A 22,325-nucleotide genomic window follows, 5' to 3' on the forward strand; every position below is an offset into this window, starting at 1 on the left:
ATTACGCTCCTTGGTTCGTTTGATTCAGAAAGGCAATGGTTTGTATTAACAAGCGGCTTCCTAAAGTCGTTAAAATAGACTCTGGATGGAATTGAAAACCTATCGCTCTATCTTGTTGGTGGCTGATTGCCATGGGCATATCCTCGGTCGTCGCTATGATATCGAGGCAATCGGGTACCTTCGTCGCCACTAATGAGTGATAGCGTGCAATTGGCAAAGGGCTTGGGAAGTCTTTAAAAATGCCTTGGCCATTGTGGTGCGCACCACTGGCTTTGCCGTGAACAACTTCCTTAGCTCGATCGACAACTCCGCCGTAATGTTCAACAATAGCTTGATGGCCCAAACAAATCCCGAGCATGGGTACTTGACCTGCAACTTTGGCAATCAATTGCATCATACAACCAGCATCTTGCGGAGCTCCTGGGCCAGGAGAAAGAACAAGCGCTGCTGGCTCTTCACTTGCTAGGATTTTTCGAGCGATATAATCAGCATCAATATCATTGCGATAGATCGTCACTTCAAAACCTAGACTACGAAATTGATCAACGAGGTTATAGGTAAATGAATCAAAATTATCGAGTAAAAAAATCTTCATTGGCCAGCTCCCATTTTGATCGCTGAAATTACGGCTTGTGCTTTACTGCGGCTTTCATCGGCTTCTGCTTGTGGATCTGAATCATGGACCACACCGGCTCCAGCTTGAATGTGAGCTACGCCATTTTTGACAAATGCAGAGCGAATAATAATGCAGGTGTCCATATCTCCGAGTGCATTGAGGTAACCTACAGCCCCCCCATAACTGCCGCGACGCCTTTGCTCCACATCTCGAATGAGTTGTGCGGCTCTAACTTTCGGCGCACCCATCAGAGTCCCCATGTTCATACAGGCTTGATAGGCATGCAATGCATCTAAATCTTCACGCAACTGACCGGTAACCAGACTCACGAGATGCATGACATGGGAGTAGCGATCAACTTTAAGTAGTTTGTCGACTTTACGGGTGCCCGTTTGACTGATACGGGCAACGTCATTTCGAGCTAAATCAACCAGCATTAAATGCTCGGCGAGTTCCTTTTCATCAAGTCGTAACTCCAGCTCAATTCGGCTATCTAAATCAAAATCAATTTGGCCATCCGCTGTTTTACCACGACGGCGAGTTCCAGCAATCGGGTAGATTTCAACTTGATTTGTATCGACTTCATACTTAATCGCGCTTTCTGGGGATGCGCCAAATAAAGTAAAGTCTGGGCCATTGAGATAGAACATATACGGGCTAGGGTTCGTGAGTCTTAGCGCGCGGTAGGCTCCGAGTGTGTTCGGGCAGGGCAAGCTGAAGCTTCGAGAAATCACGATTTGGAAGACATCACCAGCAACAATGTACTCCTTTGAATCACTGACTTGTTTCATAAAGTCTGCATCACTGATATTGACTGCCGTTTCTTCTGTGATGGGTTTGAGTTCAGGAGTCGCAGGTAAAGTTAAACCGTTTTCTTGCAGTTGTTTGGTGCGAACACGTAGACGCTCCGTGGTATGGGGCTCAGTATCAAATTGGTGGGTAATGATGTCCGCTTTTTGCGTTTGGTGATCAATCATCACCAGCGTTTCAGCAACGTAGAAGATGTAATCTGGAAGTGTATTGGTGCTCATTGGCACTTTTGGCAGTGGCTCGACTGAATCAATCAAATCGTAGGCCATTGCGCCACCTAAAAAGAGGTCTTCAAATTGTGGCGTATTCCCTGTCCGAATCCCTTTTATCAAGGCGCGCAAGCCATCTAATGGCGACACGGCTTTAAGCTTGGTATCTTCGTCAAGGATTTCAGTATTTTTCTCTATTCTAACTGTAAGGGTGTCACCCAGTTGCTGGCAATCTTGATCTTTAAAGTAGGCACGGATCCCCTGGAACATTGCTGCGCCATTGTCGGTCAGGGCAGTAAAGATTAGCGTATGGCTATCGCAAAGAATTTTCATCGCTGCGTGGGTAAGTAACATGCTCTTTAGGTGGTCTTTACTGTCGATTTCTGCGGATTCTAACAACATGGTGTTAGGTCCATTTTGAGTCAACTTGGTATAAAGCCCTAAAGGATCGTCATGGTATTGCATTGGCTGCTTGCTCGTCACCACTTTGGCAAACTGTGTATGATCCATTGCTATTTTCCTGTTTGTCGTATCCGCTGTACTTGAATGATTTTCTTCATTTATCATGGTTCTACACTTCCCTAAGCTTGCCGCATTTACTGCTTTTGACTGAAATGCAGGCTGCTTTGAAAGCATACAAAAAAGCCCGCATAGTTGCGGGCTTCTTGTTTAATCTTGTGTTTTACAACGACACAGAACTTCACACCACCCGCTATTTTGGGAAGTGCCACCACCAATTGATGTTTGCTGAAGCATTAAAAAAGGTCATTGTATCGCTAATCTCGTCTTTGAATTGCTATATAGAAAACCCTAGCTGGCATTTAAAGTCAATTGAATAATGTTATTTTTTAATATTATTCATTGATAACCCCCTTTTCGTCATCAAACTCAAGTAGAATGACTAGATGACATTTGAAAACTGTATCATCGATCTTCATTGCCATTCTACGGCATCGGATGGCCAGCTGACGCCAACTGAACTTGTAGAAAGAGCAAAATCACAAGCAATTGATGTGCTTGCTATCACTGACCATGACACACTTGCAGGACTCGAAGAAGCCCACCGTTATAATAATGGCTTGTCGCAGCCTTTGCAGTTGGTCAATGGCGTTGAGATCTCTACGCATTGGCATAACTATGATATCCATATTGTTGGCCTAAACACCCTGTTAGATTTTCAACCCTTGGCGCAATTTTTAGTAGAGCAGCGTCAATTGCGCGATGAGCGCGCCATTGAAATTGGTCGACGTTTAGAAAAAGCCAATATTAGTGGTGCATATGAGGGCGCACTATTTTACGCACAAGGTGCTGCAATTAGCCGAGGTCATTACGCCCGTTGGTTGGCTGAAAATGGGTATGCAACCAGCATGGCAAACGTATTTAAAAAGTACCTTTCCCGCGGCAAGACTGGGTATGTACCCAATAATTGGCGCGATATGGCAACTGCAATTGAGATGATTCATCAAGCGGGAGGCGTGGCTGTATTGGCGCATCCAAGTGGTTATAAGCTTTCTGCTAAATGGTTAAAGCGACTCGTTCGCGAGTTTAAAGAAGCTGGTGGTGATGCCATTGAAGTGGTTTTAGGGCAGCAAACGGTTGAAGACCGTTCTAATTTGGCAGCTTTAAGTCAAAAAAATGAATTGCTAGCGTCTGTGGGGAGCGACTTTCACTTTCCTGGAAGCTGGATTGAACTTGGAAAAAACTTATACCGCCCCCAAGGACTGAAATGGGTGTGGGAGTCTGATAAGTGGAATAGTAAAATATGAGTCAATTTTTTTATGTACACGAAGAAAACCCACAACAAAGATTAATTAATCAAGCGGTTAATTTAATTCAGCAAGGTGGAGTCGTGGTTTATCCGACCGACTCTGGGTATGCATTGGGGTGTCGATTGGGCGATAAAGAAGCCATGACTCGAATTACTCGGATTCGTCAAATTGAGAAAGATCATGACTTTTCATTGATGTGTCGAGACCAGTCTGAATTGGCCAATTATGCTCGGGTAGATAATCAAGCGTTTCGCTTGCTAAAACACAGTACGCCGGGCCCTTATACTTTTATTTTTAAAGCGACGAAAGAAGTACCAAAACGCTTACAAAATGATAAAAAGAAAACCATTGGTATTCGCGTGCCTGATAACGTCATTGCCTTGGCACTATTAGAAGCATTGGGCGAGCCATTAATGTCTACAACCCTTATTCTTCCAGGTGAAGCATTTGCTGAGTCAGATCCTGAGCATATTCGCGATGTATTAGAGCACTCGGTCGATTTGATTATTCATGGGGGGTATTTAGGAGAGAAACCAACCACGGTGATCGATATGTCGGAAGGTGATGTCACCATTATTCGAGAAGGCGCAGGCGATATTGAGCCATTCTTATAGGTGGTGAGCTTTTAACCTGCGTCAGATGTAGGTATAATCGCGCGCTTGGTCGAATTCAAGGGGTATTTTTGCTCTTGGGTGTGACAAGTTTACAAGCAAATTTGAACATGTCTTAGGCGAGAGATTCTTATGTTGACCGAGCAGACGTCATTATCATTTGCGAAAGTCGCTGGCAAAGAAGTGAAAGAGTTACCGAATGATTTATTTATTCCGCCAGAAGCATTAGAAGTCTTTTTGGAGGCTTTTGAAGGGCCATTAGATTTATTGTTGTATTTGATCCGTAAGCAAAAATTTGACGTTGTCGATTTGCCAATTCATCAAATTACAAAGCAATATCTTGAATATATTGAGCTATTGTCTGATGCCAAAGTAGAACTCGCGGCGGATTATTTAGTTATGGCGGCAACCCTTGCTGAAATTAAATCTAGGTTGCTATTACCAAAGATGGTGAGCGAGCAAGAGGATGAAGAAGATCCTCGAGCAGTATTAATTCGGCAGCTTAAAGCGTATGAGTCCATTAAACATGCCGCGCTTGAACTCGATGAGTTACCGAGGCTAGGGCGCGATTTGTTTGTTGCTCGTGCCGCGACAAACAAAAGTTTGAAGCCGGTGATTGTGCCACCAGAAGTGAGCCTGGCCGATATCGGTATGGCATTTGCTCAAGTATTAAAGCGTATCGAGGCAAACGAACATCACCATGTTCAAAAAGAGGCGTTATCGACGCGTGAGCGTATGAGCCAAATTATGGCTTTGCTGTGCCAAAAAGAAAATCAGCAGGGATTTGTTGCTTTTGAAGTCTTGTTTGATGTGAGAGAAGGACGTGCTGGTGTTGTAGTGACCTTTTTAGCATTGATGGAACTGGTGAAAGAACTGCTGGTTGAACTAACCCAAGCAGAACCTTTGCGTAATATTTACGTTAAAGCGTGTTGATGTATCAAGATAGTCTGTGAGATTAGTGAAGGCGTATCAATGCAAATCAACGACGAACAATTAAAACAGTTGATAGAAGCTTGCTTATTTGTGGCAGCAAAGCCAATGAGCTTAAAGGCGATTTCTGAGACTGTTTTAGCGGGTCTAAAAGTGTCACGTAGACAATTAAAGGCCGTGATTGAAGTGCTTGAAGCGGATTATCAGGACCGTGGTGTGCAACTTGTCAAAGTTGCTGGTGGGTATCGATTTCAGACCCAAGCTGACTTAAGTCCATATTTACAAAATTTGTGGCAAGAAAAAGCACCTAAATATTCAAGGGCAACTTTAGAAACCCTTGCGGTGATTGCCTATAAACAACCTGCGACTCGCGGGGATATAGAGCAAGTTAGGGGCGTCGCTGTAAGTAGCCATATTATAAAAACGCTTACGGAACGACATTGGATAAAAGTGGTTGGACATAAAGAAGTGCCGGGACGGCCCTCGTTATATGCTACAACCACAGAATTTTTAGCCTATTTTGGCTTAGAGACGCTGGCGGATTTACCGTCACTGTCGGATGCTGAGTCATTGCAAGCACTGTTTCATGAACAAAAGTTTGATGGACAAAACACAGCGCTTGAAACCATAAAAGAAGAGTCTACTAATGAGTGAAAAATTGCAGAAAGTCTTGGCCCGTGCAGGCCATGGCTCCCGTCGTGAGATGGAGGCATGGATTGCTGCAGGTCGAGTTAGTATTGACGGAGAGATTGCTAAGCTCGGTGATCGTATCGAGTCTGATGTTAAAGTTAGAATTGATGGTCGCGCAGTTTCGGTTAAATCATCTGAAGAGGTTGTTTGCCGTGTGTTGGCATACCATAAACCTGAAGGTGAAATTTGTAGCCGTAAAGATCCAGAAGGGCGCCCAACAGTTTTCGACCGTTTGCCAAAAACCAAAGATTCACGCTGGGTTGCGGTTGGTCGTTTGGACATCAATACCTCAGGTTTGTTGCTCTTTACCTCCGATGGTGAACTTGCGAATCGCTTGATGCATCCATCAAATGAAGTCGAGCGAGAATATGCGGTTCGTACCTTTGGTAAAGTTGAAGACGCAGCAGTTCAGCGTTTACGCCAAGGGGTGATGTTGGAAGATGGCCCCGCAAATTTTGATAGCGTCAAGCCAGCGGGCGGCGAAGGCATAAACCAATGGTGGCACGTGACTTTGGCGGAAGGGCGTAACCGTGAAGTTCGTCGTTTGTGGGAGTCGCAAGAAGTCCAAGTGAGCCGCTTGATCCGCGTTCGTTATGGCATGATTGAACTTCCTAAATCTTTGCCACGTGGCGGCTGGATTGAGCTTCCTATCGAACAAGTGAACTACTTGCGCAAACTGGCCGGGATGGAAGAAGAAACTCGAACTTTGCTTGGTACAGATAAGCATAGTATTGCGCGTTCAAAAGTTCGTAGCGCTAAAATTCGCCGTGCAGTTCGTAAGCATAAGACGACGTCGGGTAAACCTTCTGCGGGCAAATCTGCTAGCCGTCGCCGCGACTGATCGCGAATTGATAGCGAGTTTATTACTCTCAGAAATTAAAAATGCCGCAATATGCGGCATTTTTTGTGTTGATTTGTGTATAAAATTTTTAACTGCACTTCATTCAGAGCTGATACATACGACATGAGGTATTGTCATTCTGTCGTTGCGAATATGAGTGATATCGCGACAGACTTCTTATATCGCTATTGTGCGTTGAGAGACTGGCCATTGATAGCCTGAGAATCTTCGCCCATTAAATAAGTATAAGTGGGCATCAGTTCTTCAGGTGTTTTTAAACTCATTGGGTCTTCAGCTGGATACGCATTCGCTCGCATTGGCGTACGCGTTGCACCAGGATTAATTGCATTGACTCTTACCTTACTTCCATCGCATTCATCTGCTAATACTTGCATCATTCCTTCTGTTGCAAATTTAGAAATGGCATAAGCGCCCCAGTACGCGCGGCCCTTTCGGCCAACACCACTAGAGGTAAACACAACGGATGCTGATGCTGATTTGCGTAAAACTGGCAATAGCGCTTTTGTCATATTCGCTTGCGCTATGACATTGACTTGTAAGACCTCGGTTAGTGACTGAATATCGGTATGCTCGAACGGTCCAAGAACACCCAAAAGGCTAGCATTATGCAGAAGTCCGTCTAAATGGCCAAATTGGCCTTCGATGGTTTCTGCCATATCTTTATAGTTTTGTTCGGTAGCACCTTTTAAATCTAGTGGAATAATCGCAGGCTGTGGATAGCCTTTGCTTTCAATCTCATCATAAACCGCTTCAAGTTTCTTCACTGTTTTCCCCAGTAAAATAACAGTGGCGCCAAGGCGGGCATATTCAATGGCTGCAGTACGTCCAATACCAGAGCCAGCACCTGTAACTAAGATTATTTTTTCTTTAAGAAGATTTTCTTGAGCTTGATATTCCAACATAGGTTGATTTTTCTCCTTGGCGTAAAACCGCGTCATTTCTAGGTTCTATTCTGTAGCTAATGCCTGTTTTAAACAAATGACTGTTTAAAAAGCAAAGTTAACCCACTTTGATGTGACAAAAATGTAGCTAACTCTATATTTTTACGTTAACTTGATCACAGTTTAGGGCTATTGTTAGCCCTGTTGGTCATGTAATTTTGGGTATTGTGACCAATTTCTTGGGGAAAACAAAACTATTAAAACAAGATTTGGGGAAAAAAGATGAAAAGACTCTTTTTGGGTGTAGCAATTGCTTCTGCTTTGGGGCTAACAGGATGTAGTGAAGACAGTGTCAATGAGCTCAAGGAAAAAACTGAGCCGCTCATCCCTTTATCCCGAATCTCATTTGATCCTGCGAATGCGGTCGTGCCGTTACCAAACGATCTGCTATTTAGTGGTACGACAGACGGTACCTTACAAATACCTGGCGAAGATTCAGGTGACTACACAGACCCACAAATTGCATTAGGCTCGTTAGATGGTTGGTCAACAAGCTCTCCAATTAGTATTGCAGTTGATTTAGCGATGTATGATCAAGATGGTGATGCATCTAATGGTGCTGAAACCCAGCTAAGCTTGATGGCTTCTTCTGTATTCCAACCGGGCGCAGTGCGCGTGTTCGAAGCGGTCGTGGGTGGCGCTTTATCTTCTAAGGATGAATGTAAGGCGATGCCATCCGTTTCTGCTTGTGAAGTTGGTGAAGAGTTGATGTTTGGCGTTGATTTTGTCTCCAAAGCATCGGGTAACACCATTGCCATTGTACCGTTAAAGCCTTTAAAGCCGGGAACCTCCTATGTATATGCAACCACAAATCTGATCCAAGATTCAGAAGGTCGCCCTGTGGACAGCTCTTCAACCTATGGCTTGCTACGCCTAGACATTGAAACTTTACCGCTTGAAACGCCGGAACAGCTACAGCTCCAAACCCTAGTCAACTCCTATGAAAAGGGAATTGCTGCAGCCCATGGTGTTGATTTAGAAACAATTAGCTATACGGGTCTATTTACAACGCAATCAGTAGCTGATGTATATGAAATTACCAAGCTGCAAATGGTCACACCGATGTCACCATATGCGCCAGGACTAAGCGTGCCAACGCCGCACCCTCTTGGAATTACTGTCGCGCAAGCTGCGGGACTCACCCCTGAAGATGGTGTGGCTTATGCGCTGGCTAGCCTTGCCGATGTATATACCGCTGAATTGACGGTACCGATTTATGGCGAATGTTCCTCAGTCAATTGTTTAGATGGAGCAACGCCTCTGGTCAATGGTAGGTGGAAAGCACTAGGCGATAGCCCTGTGTCAGTTTTGAGTGCACTTCAGGCCGGTACATTGAGTCAGGCCAATTACTTTACTCAGGCACAAGCAAATGGGATTGAAGACCCTGTCGCAGCGTTGTCTAATCCAGCTTTACTCGTCGGTAAACAGTGGACGTTAGATGATGGTGAAACCCCAACGGATCCGACGAAGCATCTAACGAAGTTTAATCCGGTACCAGCCATTTCAACGTTTAATGGTGCTCCGGTATTTGAAACGATGCCAGTACTGATTTCAATGCCAAATGCTGAGCGTTTGCAAGCGTTTTACGAGTCTCAAGGTGGAAGCTTCTCAGCGCCTATGGGCGGCTGGCCAGCGACAATTGCCTTGCATGGCATCGGTGGCGGTAAAGAAATGTCGCTAGCTTATGCTGGTGCCTATGCGGCGAAAGGCGTCGCTACAATCGCAATTGACATGCCACTGCATGGTGCTCGCGGTTTTGATGCCAATGGCGATGGTATCTATGAAGTCTCTGCCAGCTCACCAGCATATGGCGCAGTAGTGCAACCAGATCCAATGCAGCCTAATCCGTTTGCGAATGGTGACATTTTGGCGTTCATTAACATCGGTAGCACTTTGTCTGTACAGGCGAACTTCCGTCAAGCAATTATGGATCATTTAGGTCTGCGCCTTGCACTTACGGGCTTGGCCCAAGGTCTAGCCCAAGCTGGTGCGCCACAAATATTTGATGCAAGCAAAATTAGCCTGCAAGGCTTAAGCCTAGGTGGCATCGTTGGCACTGCAGTATCGACTTATGCCAACACAGGTTTAGTTGATCCGCGCTCTGGTACAGAACTTCCGAATGCGTATGCAACCGTTGGATCTTCACTGGTCGCGCCAAGTGGTGGCCTGGCAGGCTCATTCGCCGGCTCTGCATCTTTTGGCCCGGTATTGTTTGAAAACATCACTGCAACAGAAGCTTTCCAAGCTCTGGTTGATGAAGCAAACACGAGTGGATTTGAGCCAGATTCTGCAGAATATGCCGCGCTTGTACAAGCGGTATACGCTGAGTTTATTCCTACATTTGCATTTGCTGTTCAAACCGCTGTTGATGCAATTGACCCGATTAACCACGGGGGCATGCTCGCGGCGACAGGAACACCAGTGCATTTAGTTGAAGTCGTCGGTGATGGTGCTGATAACCTTGGTGATCAAACTTTGCCAAATGCCGTCGAAGGCTTCCCGCTTTCAGGCACCGAACCGTTAATTGCAAGTCTAGGTCTTGACTGTGTTGATGCAACAGCGGCTGGGTCAGGAGTCACTCGGTTTGCGAAGGGACACCACAGTTCATTAGTGAGCCCGAGTGAAGTCCCGGGTGTGACCGATGGATTTGCCGCTGCAGCAACAGCTGAAATGCAAGGGCAAGTGTCTAGTTATGCAGCATCAGCGGCAGCGGGTAGCGCAAGTATAGTGGTTGGCGATAGTAGTTTGTTACAAACTTGTGCTAACTAACTAGTAAACCATATAAAAAACCCGGCACTTGCCGGGTTTTTTTATGGTTAAATAGCCTCTAGAATATCGCGTCAGCAGTGTAAACGTTTCGACCGTTTATAAATCTGTACCAGATACAACCCAATCTGGATGCTGAAGTAACTTTGTGGGTAGAAGCCGGAGTGAATTTTGGAATTTTTATACGAGTATGGATTGTTCTTTGCGAAAGCAGTCACCTTTGTTGCAGCAGTTGCTGCGATTGTGATGATCGTGGTTGCAGCAGGTATGAAGCCTAAGGGGGATAAGGGTGAATTAAAGATAACGAATCTTACCGAAGACCTCGATGAATTAAAGCACGGAATGAAGCAAGAGCTTCTTCCAAAGAAAGCATTTAAAGCCTACGAAAAGCAAAGAAAGGCGGAGCAAAAAGCTAAAGAAAAAGCTGCTGATAGCAATGGTAAGCCAACGGATAAACGAGATATGCGTATATTCGTCCTCGACTTTAATGGCAGTATTGATGCCAAAGAAGTAAGTGCTTTACGAGAGGAAGTGTCTGCGATCATAGCCATTTATGAAAAGGGCGATGAAGTCATTGTTAATGTTGAGAGTGGTGGTGGCATGGTACATGGATATGGCCTTGCTTCAAGTCAATTGGATCGACTTCGCCAAGCAAAAATTCCATTATCAATCTGTGTGGATAAGGTGGCAGCAAGTGGCGGCTACATGATGGCTTGTGTAGCAGAAAAGATTTATGCCGCACCTTTTGCAATCGTTGGCTCAATCGGCGTTGTTGCACAATTACCAAACTTTAATCGCTTGTTGAAAAAACATGAAATTGATTATGAGCAACATACTGCTGGCGATTTTAAACGGACTCTCACGGTATTTGGAGAAAATACTGATGAAGGTCGAGAAAAGTTTCAGCAAGAACTTGAAGAAACACATGTTTTATTCAAGTCTTTCATTGCCCAATACCGACCGAATGTTGATCTTGAAAAAGTGGCAACAGGTGAGCATTGGTATGGTCAGCAGGCGATTGAACTTGGACTGGTCGATGAAATTTCAACAAGCGACGATGTGATTATGGCGCTAGCTAAAGAGCGAACAGTATTAAAGCTCAAGTATAAAACCAGAAAGACTTTGGCTGATAAAGTGGCCCATGGGGCTTCGGCATCATTTTCGGCCATATTTGATCAGTTTGCCTCAAAAAACCAACCGTTAAAGTAATAGATAACTGAGGACTGGTTCTTGGAATACAGTCCTACTCAACCCCCTCAAGCGAGCCGTGAGGGCTTGGTTGAGGGCTATGAGTGATGAAAGCTTTAAGGCTAGTGCTGCGCTGCCCTTTCATTTGCGAGAAATCTGCGCATTGCAAAGGCCGTATTCAATGTTGCACCTTCACGAGGAATGATTACGCGGAAGTCACCCACAAAATTGATGCATCCTTTTCACTGGTTGAAATGACTGCATGCCCCATGGTTGCATCATAATAAGCACTGTCTCCTTCATCCAAAGTGACAGGCTCATAGTACTCGGTCAAGAGCTGCACTTGACCATGCAGTACAAATAAGAACTCTTCCCCTTCGTGACGTACCCAATCCCCATACTCTTCAAAGCTACGTGCATGAATTGCTGTTTTGTAAGGCAGCATTTTTTTATTGCTCAGTTGTGTCGCTAACAGTTCATGCTCATAAGTTGGCGTTGGGTGAGGTTTACCTGAGCCAGATTTCGTGATGTCTCGGCGCCCAGTAGCTTGGACCTTTTTAGGTTTTGTAAATAGCTGCGGAAGATCAATCCCAAGCCCTGTCGCTAGTTTTTGCATCACCATAAATGTTGGTGACAGCTGTTCATTTTCAATTTTTGAAAGCGTTGACTTGGCAAGGCCTGTAAGCTTGCTGGCTTCCTCAAGAGTGAGCTTGTTCTTGGTGCGGATGGCTTTTAGTTGTTTGCCGATATTGACGGTTTCGACCTTACTCTCGGTTCCTTCTTGCTTTGCGAGAACCATCGAGGGATAAGTATCGCGAACACTATTGTCTGCCATATTGAATTCACTTGAGTCATTTGTTTTTATGCGCTTATTGTTACACATTCACGGGAATACAGGTACTGATCTGTATTCAATGTGAACCACGGAAGTCTGTACGCCACAGCGCTCACATTTCTACTCTACCCAGTGCAATACATCTCGAATAATAGACCATCTCGGTTGCTCTTCTTTTGCACCGACACCAAGCATCCAATAATCGTAGAACTTCTGTTGATGCCCATCGACTCTGCGTAATTTCTGCCAATTGTTAATGTAGTTCAATAGTGATTGGTTATTGGGTGCGACAGCGTATGCAACAGGGTAGCGGCTATTATTCTCTAGAATTGCGACACCATAGCTTGGGAAAAACAATGTCCAAGCTGAGCCTGCCTCCGCACTAATGATGACAGCATCATACTTGTCATCTTTTTGTCTAAAAAACTGTTGATAGGCTCCAATTTTGACAAAGCGAATACCTGGTAGTGTCCGTTTCACGTTTTCGACTCGGTCATCATGCTCTACGTAGGCGATTGTAATGTTTTCCATTTGGCGTATTGAGTCATTTCGTTTAAAGCGATTGACAAGGTAATCCTTGGTGGCAACGGCGAGATTTAACTCTAAAATTGGGTCGCTATAACTTAATTGATCCATTTGCTGAATATCCATTGCTAGCCCTGACATTGCGATATCAAAATAACCTGCTTGCAGCGCTTGAGCTAACTCTCCTTGTCGAAAAGGAACAAATTCGACTTGTACATTTAAATCGTTCGCGAGTTTACTGGCCATTGCGGTGTCAAACCCGACGAGCTTGCCTGCATTATTATAATAACTGAAGGGCACGTTGCTCGGTATATAACCAACTCGCAGTAATCCACGCTCGCGAATGTGTTGAATGCTCGCAATGGGTTGGGTGGGTGTTTCTCCTAATATAGGACGTTGGCGGTTTACCTTTGTGGGCACCTTGTCGGCCACTTGCATGTTGGCAATAACACTGCTGGTTGTTTCTGGTGGGTTGATAAATAGCCCCATGCCGATTTTGAGTGTCATTAGGGTTAAGCCAATGCCCAAACTTGTACCTATCGCGAGCTTGAGGAGTTGTGGTGGTTTGGCTCTTAGCCGTTTTGCAAATAAGCATGCGGTGAGTAACGTGAGAACAAACAGGTTCATAGTCGCTGTAATTGAGCCAAACTTGCCTGTGATAAAGCCTGCCATCACGAATAGTTGAAAAAGGTCTGCAGGAAGATGGGCGAGGTTTAAAAGAAATGGGATCGCAACATAGACGCTACCAAACAAGGAGAGTAGGCCACTAATGGATAAAGATGCTAAATCTGTCAATTCAATTGGAGTGCCATTAAACCATCCGGCGAAATAGACAAAAAGAATTACCGTCAATTTGCCGATATTGGGGAAGGTGTAAGCAATTGGCACTAGGATTTCAATAAGGGTTGCGTTGTCTTCTGTTAAAGCGTGATGACTTTTCATCACCTGCTTACATTCATCAACGATAACAGGAATGACGATAAAGATATTGCCTGTGGCAAAGGCCGTTACAAGACTAGACTTGCTGATATTTAAGGTTTGTTGGAAGGTGATTGGAGTGAGTGAAGCAACTATCCATGGCAAGATGATAAATGTCAGTAACAAGCACATCAAAAAGTAGCTGACTAAATAAACTTGCATGCTTGCAAATTCGTCAATGCCCATTGTTCCAGCTGCAGCTGCAGACATGGCGAAAATACCTATGGGTAAGACTTTTACTAATCCTTGGGTGATCCGACCAAAAGTTTCCCCTACAGTTTGCATTAGTGACAAAATAGGTTGCTTGCTTTGTTCGTCTATACCAATTAACGCAAGTCCTATTGCCATGCTAAAAACCACCATCGCCGGCACATATCCATCTGCCATCGACTCAAATGGGTTGGCTGGTATATATAGTTTGAAGTAGTCAATGGGTTGCACTGGCTCAATACTACTTACACTGAAAAATGACGCGGCTTCAAATATTGGGAATGAGACGGGCACAAATGCGATAACGACTAAGCCGACCGCCCAAAGCAAGGCCATAATGGCGCCGGCTCGACTAAAAATTAACATGGCGGTACTTTGTTGAAGTTTACCGATACCGCCGATTAACGACACGATGATAAATGGCAAAACCGTCATCTGCATGAGCAATATTACTGCCGTGCCAATATGACTTAACCAGCCAACAGATTCTCCAAAAAACAAACCGACGCCTGCGCCAACGAACATGGCCAAGATCATTCTTGTGGAGCTGCTCATCGTGCGTAAAAATTTCAGCATTGGATTTAACCCATCTTCAATTTTTTATGTTTAGTTATTTGTGAGTTCTTGAGTGATCCATGGCAGCATAAATGCCGTAATTATAGGTTGTGCTTCGGTATTTGGATGAATTCCGTCTCTTTGCATTAGCGATGGGTCAACGGCCACTTGCTCCATAAAAAAGGGTGCCAAAGTGATGTTTTCTGATTGTGAGACACTGATAAATGCATCACTGAACAATTTAGAGTAACGCGGGCCGTAATTTGGCGGCACCATGACTTGAGATAGTAAGACCTTGGCACCGGATTGCTTTGAAAGTTGAATCATTTTTGTAAGATTGTTTTTCAATTGTTGGGGAGGGAAACCGCGTAATCCGTCGTTGCCACCAAGTTCTATAAAAACTAAGTCAGGTTGGGTGCGCTCAAGCAGGGCGGGGAGTCTACGTAATCCGCCCGCAGTGGTTTCGCCACTCACAGAGCCATTAATAATGGTATGTTGGGGTATTTTATTTTGTAATAAATTGACCCAGCCTTCTGATTGCTCAACCCCATAGCTTGCGCTTAAGCTATCACCTAAGATTAATACAGTGCTTGCTGATACACTGAAACTTGCACACAAGAGAGTGCAGGCAAGCAGTATAAAACGACAGAGTTGTCGATGAATTTTAGAATAAAAGCAGGATTTTATGTCTAATAATAGTGCCATTCGAGTTACCCGTTTAAATAAAACTGTCAATACGCAGGAGGGGATGTTGACTATCCTCGACGGCATTTGTATGGAAGTCAAGCATGGCGAGAGTGTGGCTATTTTAGGTCCCTCTGGATCAGGAAAGTCAACATTACTTGGTTTACTTGCAGCGTTAGACTCTCCGACCGCTGGAGAAATTCATTTAGACGGTACGGCTTTGTCGACATTGAATGAAGAGGGGAAAGCTTTACTCCGAAAGCAAAAAGTTAGCTTCATTTTTCAGTCGTTTATGCTTGTTGATACCTTGAATGCGCTCGAGAATGTTATGTTGCCAGCAGAGCTAGCAGGGATCAAGGATGCCAAACAAAAAGCGGAAGCAATGTTGACCCGTGTTGGTTTATCTCATCGGTTGAATCATTTCCCTAATCAATTGTCAGGTGGCGAGCAACAAAGAGTCGCGATTGCTCGTGCGTTTATTGGCGAGCCTAAAGTACTATTTGCAGATGAGCCAACGGGTAACCTTGATGGTGCAAACAGTGACAAAGTGGCGGATATGTTGTTTGAATTGAACCAAGAAAACCATACTACTTTGGTCCTCGTAACCCATGATTTAGCGCTGGCCAACCGTTGTCAGCGACAATTTATTATGGACTCGGGAGAGCTCACCGAAAAAGATGCCCAGTTGAGATCTGTCGACACGACGGAGCAACAGCAAAATGCTTCAGAAGGTGAATCAGAGGTAAGCACATGGAACTAGCGTTAGCATGGCGCTTGTTCAAGCGAGAGCTGTTTCAAGGTCAATTGGTTTTAATCATCCTTGCGATAACCCTGGCAGTACTTTCGGTCAGTGGATTAGCGAGAGTTAGTGAACGGTTGCAAGTTGCTATTAATGGTCAAGCATCTAAGTTCATTGCTGCGGATCGAACGATCAACTCCCCTGTTGAAATTGACACCGCAATCATTGTTGCTGCCAATGATTTGGGTATTCAGCATGTGAAAAATTTGCAGTTTAATTCCATGGTCTTTGCTGGTGACAAACTGCAACTTGTTACCGTGAAAGCGGTAGAAGCCGATTACCCTTTAAAAGGAGACATTGAACTTATTACCGGGAAAACTCAAGGGCTGCCCGCACTTGGCGAACTTTGGTATGAAACACGTTTGGGTGGGATCCTGGGTTATCCACCTTCTTTAGAGTTGGGAAATAAGGCTTTTGTGTTATCGGAGGAGATCAGTCGGTTACCAGATGCGGGATTTAATCCGTTTGCATCCTCTCCAGTGGTATTAATGCGTATGGAGGATGTTGCGGCAACAGGAGTAATCCAGCCCGGCAGCCGTGTGACTTATCTCTACCAGTTTACGGGGGATGCGCAAGCGCTAGAAAAGTTTGAAGCGTTAGCAAAGCCATTATTAAATACCAGTCAACGTTGGGTCGATGTGCAATCTGGTGACTCGCCAATTGCTAGTGCAGTTAAGCGCGCTGAGCGTTTTTTACTTTTGGCAAGCTTGCTTGGCATCGCACTTGCCTGCGCGGCCATTGGTATTGCCGCACAACGTTATTGCCAGCGGCATTATGATGTTGTAGCTATGCTAAAAACCTTTGGTGCCTCCAGTCGTCAAATTCGCTGGCTATTTGGTGCGCACCTACTTCTTGTTACTCTGGTTGGTGTGGTCCTTGGAATACTGGGTGGCTTCGTGCTGGACTATGGCATTTCACAGATGCTTCCCGTTGAAATTGCTGCTTACTCGCCGCCATACACTCGTCCAGTAATACTTGGGCTTGCAACAGGGCTAATCAGTGCGTTCATGTTTTCGGCATACCCATTGATGCGATTGCTTGCCATTCCGCCATTAAGAGTACTGCAGAAACAACTTGAAGGCTTACAGTTTGGAATGTGGTTGCACTTGTTATTAAGCTTAACTGCGATGGCAGTACTCGGGTATTTATACTCACAAAGCTTAACTTTAACCCTCACCGTGGTTGCAGCAGTATTACTGTTAGGTGTGCTGCTTAGTGTGCTTGGTTTCATCATGATAGGTGCTGGGCATCGAGTTGGAATGCGCACAACAAACCCGTTGCAACTTGCGCTCGCTGGACTTCGTCGCCGTGCTCGACAAAATGCAGTTCAGCTGGTTGGGTTTAGCAGCGCGCTCGTATTGTTATTAGTGATTTTAGCGCTTCGACAAGACTTATTGAATGAATGGCAAAAGCAGTTGCCAGAGAATGCGCCCAATTATTTTCTGGTGAATATTGCGCCAGATGAATCTCAACCACTATCGAGCTTCTTACAGCAACGGGCAGTCGAATCGACTGACATTTATCCTGTGGTTCGTGGTCGCCTCACTCATATCAATGACGAAGTATTAATATCAAATGCTCAGAAAAAAGCTGGTGAAACAGGTCGCGTTGGGATTTCTAGAGAATTGAATCTTACGTGGCGAAATACAATGCCGCCAAACAATGAATTACTTGAGGGGCATTTTAATCAAAAATCAAATGAAGTCTCAGTGGAATCCGGTGTTGCCGAGCGTCTTGGTGTAGGCATCGGTGACAAGCTAACCTATAACATCGATAATCAACCACTCACTGTCACTGTTGCAAGTATTCGAGCAGTTCATTGGGAAACCTTACAACCCAATTTCTTTATGATTTTTACAGAGCAAGCGCTGCAGCCTTTTGCCTATACCTCGATGATGAGCTTTCATTTAGATTCTAGTCAGCAACAGGTCGTATTGGATTTAATTCAACAATTTCCAACCATATCGATCATTGATGTCGGTGCAATGGTGGAACAATTGAGGCAAATTGTTGATCAAGTATCGTTGTCGTTAACTCTAGTGTTAGTGCTTGTTTTGTTAGCAAGTGCATTGGTACTAATCGCACAAACCGAGGCGGGAATGGCTACTCGGCAGTCAGAACTTGCGGTGTTACGAACTTTTGGTGCTTCGGGGTGGTTGTTAAAACTAGCAACGGGTTTTGAATTTGCATTGCTTGGTGGGATTGCTGGGGTGCTTGCTGTGATTGTCGCGGAGTTTACCCTGTATTTACTCAAGACGCAGGTGTTTGAACTACAGGTCTTTATGCATTGGCCTTGGTGGGGCATCGCACCGCTCGCTGGAGCAAGCATCGTTGCTGTGCTAGGAATGTGGCGATGCCGTCAACTTTTGAATAAGAGTTGTCGAGAGTTATTACAGCCTGCTTAGTGATAAACAACGGGAAATCATTTTTAAGTTGAACATGGTTCGATAGTGACAATTTGTAAAGCGGCTATTTTAGCCGCTTTTTCTTTTATATTCATTTGAAATGAAATGTAGTAGAGGCAAGCGATAAGCCAGAGGTTGGGTGATTAAAAGTCACAATGGCCAAATTGCGTTCTGTATCGTTTGCAGCTGACCTATTCGTGATCAGCCTTTTAATTATGGCAAAGTTCCGGTTTAGCAAATAAGTTATCTAAAGCGTCTTGAATATAGGGAAAGCGAAATTGAAAACCACTAAGTAATGTTCTGCCGGGATAAACAAATTGCCCTTCTGTCAGTAGCTCTGACATCTCGCCCATCGCTAATTTCAGCGCGATAGCGGGGGTTGGAATAAAAGCTGGACGTTGAATGGCTTTACCTAGAGCCGTTGCAAAATCTTTGTTACTGACTGGATTTGGCGCCGTCGCATTGAATATTCCTTTGCATTGTGGGCTTTGTAATAAATACAGCATGAGCTCAGTTAAATCATCAATGTGGATCCAACTCATTCCTTGTTCACCATGCCCTATAGGACCACCCAGACCAAGCTTAAATGGCGGTAGCATTTTTGCTAATGCGCCACCGTTATCGCCAAGAACGATACCTATTCGAGTCACACAGACGCGAGTTAGATTGGATTGCGCTGAAAGGGCGTGAGATTCCCAGTGTTTACATACTTGATGACTGAACTCTTCTCGACCAGCACTTGCTTCATCTAATCGCTCTTTGTCTCGAGCGCCGTAAAATCCGATTGCCGATGCACTTATCAAACAATTCGGAGGGTTTTCACTGGCCTGAATAAGCGAACTAATTTGTTGGGTGATATCCCATCGGCTTTTACATATTTTATCTTTTTGAGCAGGGCTCCAGCGCTTCGCTACAATGGGTTCACCAGCAAGGTTGATCACCGCATCATAGTCATTGAGCTCCGACAACCCGTTTAGATCGCTGAGGTAATCGACTTTGTCTGCAAATTCCTTTTGCGCTTTTTCGATGTTCCGGGTTAATACCGTGATTTGATGTTCAGGAAGGAGCTTTTTGAGAAGGTGAGAACCAACAAATCCAGTTGCACCAGTCACTAGTATTTTCATAATGGAATACCTCGATTACGCTGTAAAAATTATAATGCTGTACAGAGCAAATGCTTTATAAAAGCCTACAAATATTTATACGTCCGGAGTATAGGGATCGATCAATTCTTCTGCTTCTGGTAACACAGCTCCATCGATACTGAGTCGGCATAACGCAATGCGTGTGGCTTATCGACTTCGACTTTTGCAAATTCGACCCACTCGTGATCACTCGCGATGGCTAACACTTTGTCTGTCAGGTGCTCTAGCAGGGAAAAGCGGTTATTTTCAATCAATGCAATGATGGCTTTGGTAATTGTTCTGTAATTAAGCGCATGATCCATATTATCGCTTCGCCGTGCTTGCGCAGCACAGTAGTGGATCTCTACATTCACAATGACGTCTTGTCGATTTTCAATTTCTTCGTCCTTAATTCCAATAAAAGTGCGTAGTCTCAAGTTTTTAATGCGTATAATGGCAGTTTCTGGTTTCATATCCGTGATGACCTTTTCATGCATAATTGCGCTTAACGAGCCGGAAATTTACGTTGTAAATGTGACTATTATGTTATAGCAATCGTTTAATATTGCTAGTAGGAATTGATTTAACAAGGATTTTTAGCTGAATGGCCAAACTGAATAATTCAAGCATTGCGTTCCGAGGCTTTGCAACCATGGCATTTCTTGTGGTTATCCTCGCTGGTGTGAAGGCTGCCAGTCCAATCGTGGTTCCCTTTGTCTTGTCCGCGTTTATTGCCGTGATTTGTAATCCGGTTATTGGGTTTATGACTCGCTACAAGTTACCAAAGCCACTGGCAGTGATGTTACTGATGGCTTTTATTGTGATGATGGGGCTGTGGTTAGCGAGCCTAGTGGGGAGCTCAGTCAATGAGTTCACGAAGCAATTACCTTTCTATCGTGTGCAATTGATTGAGCAGTTCTCATGGATTATCCAGAAGCTGCAGGCTTTTAACATTCAGATCTCTAAAGAGCAGGTATTGGCTTACTTTGACCCTGGGATGGCGTTGTCAATGACAACGAATATGTTGTCAGGTGTTGGCAATGTCATGGCTAACCTGTTTTTGATTATTTTGACCATTGTCTTCATGTTGTTTGAAGCAGATTCATTGCCAAAGAAAGTGCATTTAGCGCTTGATGACCCTGAAATGCGCCAACAACAAATAGACCGTTTTTTGTCATCTGTGAACCAGTATATGGTGATCAAGTCGTTGGTTAGCCTCGCGACAGCGATGATTGTTGGAGTGGGTTTAGCCATTATTGGCGTTGATTATGCGCTGTTATGGGCAGTGCTGGCATTCTTGTTTAACTATATCCCGAATATTGGTTCAATCATCGCAGCTATTCCCTCGATTTTATTGGCGTTTGTTCAAATTGGCCCTGCTGCTGCCGGAGCGACTGCAATCTTATATCTTTCAACAAATATGGTGATGGGTAATGTCGTTGAACCGAAATTTATGGGCAAAGGCCTCGGTTTATCAACATTGGTCGTGTTCTTATCTTTGATTTTCTGGGGGTGGCTACTTGGTTCGGTTGGTATGCTTCTTTCGGTGCCATTGACGATGATTGTTAAAATTGCGCTAGAAAGTAGCACCAATGGCAACTGGTTAGCAATCATGCTAGCTGATGATGTCGACGATAAGATTAAGGTGCGGCAACAAGAAGAGCCGCAAGCTGATGAAGCTCTTGCTTCGACGGATTTAGCTGAAAAGAGCTCTGATGAATAGGGGTTAAAATTTCTGTTGCTTTGGACGCGCTGAACTCACAAACCCGAATGAAATATAGAATCAATTAAAAATTAGTGGTATTGCATGCAAGAATTTTTTACATCCCTCGAGCAAGTTCAACTCGGTGATGAAGTAAAGCGGTTGTTTCATGGTCGTGGTGGTCGTTATCCTGGCTGCGAACATTTGTGTTTAGATTGGTTTCCTCCTGTTATGTTATTGACCAGTTTTCAAGAGTTGAACACTGAAGCACGTAATGAACTGACACAATGGATTTCGGCACAATGGCCAATTTGGTGTCAGCAAAGTCGCTATGAAAACCCAGAGCTAAATCTGGTGTATCAATACCGTAGTGGAAGCCAAACACAAACCGACATCGTATGTGGAGAAGTACCTGATCAGCATTGGGTGAAAGAAAATGGGCTCAAGTTCAACGTCCATCTTCCTCGAGGACAAAATCATGGTTTGTTTCTTGATATGTGTTATGGCCGAAAATGGGTACAGCAACATGCGCAAAACAAATCTGTGTTGAATTTGTTTGCCTACACCTGTGGTTTTTCTGTTGCAGCGCTATCAGGGGGGGCAACGGGTGTGATTAATATCGATATGAGCAAGGGCGCGTTATCCGTTGGTAAACAAAATCATGTTGCGAATGGTTTTGCCGAAAATGCACGTTTTTTTGGTCATGATATTTTTAAATCTTGGGGCAAGCTTAAAAAATTTGGACCGTATGATCTAGTGATTGCTGATCCTCCCAGCAACCAAAAAGGAAGCTTTGTTGCGACAAAAGATTATGTTCGACTTTTACGTAGACTTCCTGATTTAGTCGCTCAGGGTGGTGAAGTACTGCTGTGTTTAAATGCACCACAACTCGACAGTCAGTTTTTGAAGCAGCAAGTGGCAGATGCTGCACCCCAGTTAGAGTTTGTAGAACGGATTGCTAATCCGGAAATCTTTGCTGATATCGATGAAGAAAAATCTCTGAAGGTGCTGCGTTACCGCTTGAAGTGAGTAACCTAGCTCATGAATTAGCACGTTATACGGGCAGGTTCTCCCATGGTTTTATTATCAAAAAGCCGATGTCAAATCATGACATCG

Annotated in this window: 19 protein-coding genes and 1 other annotated feature; of the genes, 11 read left to right on the plus strand and 8 right to left on the minus strand. The window is 44.4% G+C overall.

Annotated elements, in window-relative coordinates:
• Nucleotide 1 precedes the first annotated feature (1 nt).
• Together IEY18_RS10955 and IEY18_RS10960 are read right to left on the minus strand one after the other, a co-directional pair.
• A complete protein-coding gene (locus IEY18_RS10955; RefSeq protein WP_188920739.1) occupies nucleotides 2-595 on the minus strand; it encodes an aminodeoxychorismate/anthranilate synthase component II in 594 nt (197 codons plus the stop codon).
• On the minus strand, nucleotides 592-2,145 hold the full coding sequence (locus tag IEY18_RS10960; RefSeq protein WP_188920741.1) for an anthranilate synthase component 1: 1,554 nt from the start codon (nucleotides 2,143-2,145) through the stop codon (nucleotides 592-594). Before IEY18_RS10960 ends, IEY18_RS10955 begins: the two co-directional genes overlap by 4 nt.
• Nucleotides 2,146-2,271: 126 nt before the next feature.
• Nucleotides 2,272-2,377: a sequence feature (Trp leader region), on the minus strand.
• Nucleotides 2,378-2,540: 163 nt separating this feature from the next.
• Between IEY18_RS10960 and rnm the strand changes: the two genes are divergently transcribed.
• From rnm to rluB, 5 genes are all read left to right on the plus strand, one after another.
• On the plus strand, nucleotides 2,541-3,401 hold the full coding sequence (gene rnm / locus IEY18_RS10965; protein WP_188920743.1) for an RNase RNM: 861 nt from the start codon (nucleotides 2,541-2,543) through the stop codon (nucleotides 3,399-3,401).
• Nucleotides 3,398-4,018, plus strand: a complete 621-nt coding sequence (locus IEY18_RS10970; RefSeq protein WP_188920745.1) for an L-threonylcarbamoyladenylate synthase — start codon at nucleotides 3,398-3,400, stop codon at nucleotides 4,016-4,018. The genes rnm and IEY18_RS10970 overlap by 4 nt, the downstream gene beginning before the upstream one ends.
• Nucleotides 4,019-4,147: 129 nt before the next feature.
• A complete protein-coding gene (locus IEY18_RS10975) occupies nucleotides 4,148-4,948 on the plus strand; it encodes a segregation and condensation protein A (RefSeq protein WP_188920747.1) in 801 nt (266 codons plus the stop codon).
• Between the two features lie 39 nt (nucleotides 4,949-4,987).
• Nucleotides 4,988-5,599: an SMC-Scp complex subunit ScpB gene (scpB, locus tag IEY18_RS10980; protein ID WP_188920749.1), complete on the plus strand. Its 612-nt coding sequence runs from the start codon at nucleotides 4,988-4,990 to the stop codon at nucleotides 5,597-5,599.
• Entirely contained in the window at nucleotides 5,592-6,476 is an 885-nt protein-coding gene (gene rluB, locus IEY18_RS10985; RefSeq protein ID WP_188920751.1) for a 23S rRNA pseudouridine(2605) synthase RluB, read from the plus strand. The genes scpB and rluB overlap by 8 nt, the downstream gene beginning before the upstream one ends.
• A 185-nt stretch (nucleotides 6,477-6,661) precedes the next feature.
• Here the strand turns inward: rluB and IEY18_RS10990 are convergent, their stop codons facing one another.
• Nucleotides 6,662-7,399, minus strand: a complete 738-nt coding sequence (locus IEY18_RS10990; RefSeq protein WP_188920753.1) for a YciK family oxidoreductase — start codon at nucleotides 7,397-7,399, stop codon at nucleotides 6,662-6,664.
• A gap of 261 nt (nucleotides 7,400-7,660) precedes the next feature.
• On the opposite strand from IEY18_RS10990, the gene IEY18_RS10995 reads away from it, so the two are divergent.
• Together IEY18_RS10995 and sohB are read left to right on the plus strand one after the other, a co-directional pair.
• Nucleotides 7,661-10,207, plus strand: coding sequence for a VolA/Pla-1 family phospholipase (locus IEY18_RS10995; RefSeq protein ID WP_188920756.1), 2,547 nt, complete (start codon nucleotides 7,661-7,663; stop codon nucleotides 10,205-10,207).
• A gap of 168 nt (nucleotides 10,208-10,375) precedes the next feature.
• Nucleotides 10,376-11,413, plus strand: a complete 1,038-nt coding sequence (gene sohB / locus IEY18_RS11000) for a protease SohB (protein ID WP_188920758.1) — start codon at nucleotides 10,376-10,378, stop codon at nucleotides 11,411-11,413.
• 184 nt (nucleotides 11,414-11,597) lie between these two features.
• Here the strand turns inward: sohB and IEY18_RS11005 are convergent, their stop codons facing one another.
• From IEY18_RS11005 to IEY18_RS11015, 3 genes are all read right to left on the minus strand, one after another.
• Nucleotides 11,598-12,227 (minus strand): helix-turn-helix domain-containing protein, encoded by a 630-nt coding sequence (locus IEY18_RS11005; RefSeq protein ID WP_188920760.1) that lies wholly within the window; start codon nucleotides 12,225-12,227, stop codon nucleotides 11,598-11,600.
• Nucleotides 12,228-12,347: 120 nt separating this feature from the next.
• Nucleotides 12,348-14,516, minus strand: a complete 2,169-nt coding sequence (locus IEY18_RS11010; protein ID WP_188920761.1) for a cation:dicarboxylate symporter family transporter — start codon at nucleotides 14,514-14,516, stop codon at nucleotides 12,348-12,350.
• A 30-nt stretch (nucleotides 14,517-14,546) separates the two neighbouring features.
• Nucleotides 14,547-15,200, minus strand: a complete 654-nt coding sequence (locus IEY18_RS11015; RefSeq protein ID WP_188920763.1) for an arylesterase — start codon at nucleotides 15,198-15,200, stop codon at nucleotides 14,547-14,549.
• Here IEY18_RS11015 and IEY18_RS11020 point away from each other — a divergent pair.
• Together IEY18_RS11020 and IEY18_RS11025 are read left to right on the plus strand one after the other, a co-directional pair.
• The gene (locus tag IEY18_RS11020) at nucleotides 15,181-15,939 is read left to right on the plus strand and encodes an ABC transporter ATP-binding protein (RefSeq protein WP_188920765.1); all 759 of its coding nucleotides are present in this window, start codon (nucleotides 15,181-15,183) and stop codon (nucleotides 15,937-15,939) included. The genes IEY18_RS11015 and IEY18_RS11020 overlap by 20 nt on opposite strands.
• Nucleotides 15,930-18,383 carry an ABC transporter permease gene (locus IEY18_RS11025; RefSeq protein ID WP_188920767.1) on the plus strand — a complete coding sequence of 818 codons (2,454 nt, stop codon included), beginning with the start codon at nucleotides 15,930-15,932 and terminating at the stop codon, nucleotides 18,381-18,383. Before IEY18_RS11020 ends, IEY18_RS11025 begins: the two co-directional genes overlap by 10 nt.
• Before the next feature lie 209 nt (nucleotides 18,384-18,592).
• On the opposite strand, the gene IEY18_RS11030 is transcribed toward IEY18_RS11025, so the two are convergent.
• Both IEY18_RS11030 and folX read right to left on the minus strand, forming a co-directional pair.
• Nucleotides 18,593-19,507, minus strand: coding sequence for a TIGR01777 family oxidoreductase (locus IEY18_RS11030; RefSeq protein WP_188920769.1), 915 nt, complete (start codon nucleotides 19,505-19,507; stop codon nucleotides 18,593-18,595).
• 101 nt (nucleotides 19,508-19,608) lie between these two features.
• Entirely contained in the window at nucleotides 19,609-19,980 is a 372-nt protein-coding gene (gene folX, locus IEY18_RS11035) for a dihydroneopterin triphosphate 2'-epimerase (protein ID WP_188920771.1), read from the minus strand.
• Between the two features lie 131 nt (nucleotides 19,981-20,111).
• Between folX and IEY18_RS11040 the strand changes: the two genes are divergently transcribed.
• Both IEY18_RS11040 and IEY18_RS11045 read left to right on the plus strand, forming a co-directional pair.
• Nucleotides 20,112-21,230, plus strand: coding sequence for an AI-2E family transporter (locus IEY18_RS11040; RefSeq protein WP_188920773.1), 1,119 nt, complete (start codon nucleotides 20,112-20,114; stop codon nucleotides 21,228-21,230).
• An 84-nt stretch (nucleotides 21,231-21,314) separates the two neighbouring features.
• Nucleotides 21,315-22,238: a class I SAM-dependent methyltransferase gene (locus IEY18_RS11045; protein ID WP_188920775.1), complete on the plus strand. Its 924-nt coding sequence runs from the start codon at nucleotides 21,315-21,317 to the stop codon at nucleotides 22,236-22,238.
• The last annotated feature ends 87 nt before the right edge of the window (nucleotides 22,239-22,325 follow it).

It is taken from the genome of Shewanella gelidii, assembly GCF_014647855.1.
GTDB lineage: Bacteria > Pseudomonadota > Gammaproteobacteria > Enterobacterales > Shewanellaceae > Shewanella > Shewanella gelidii.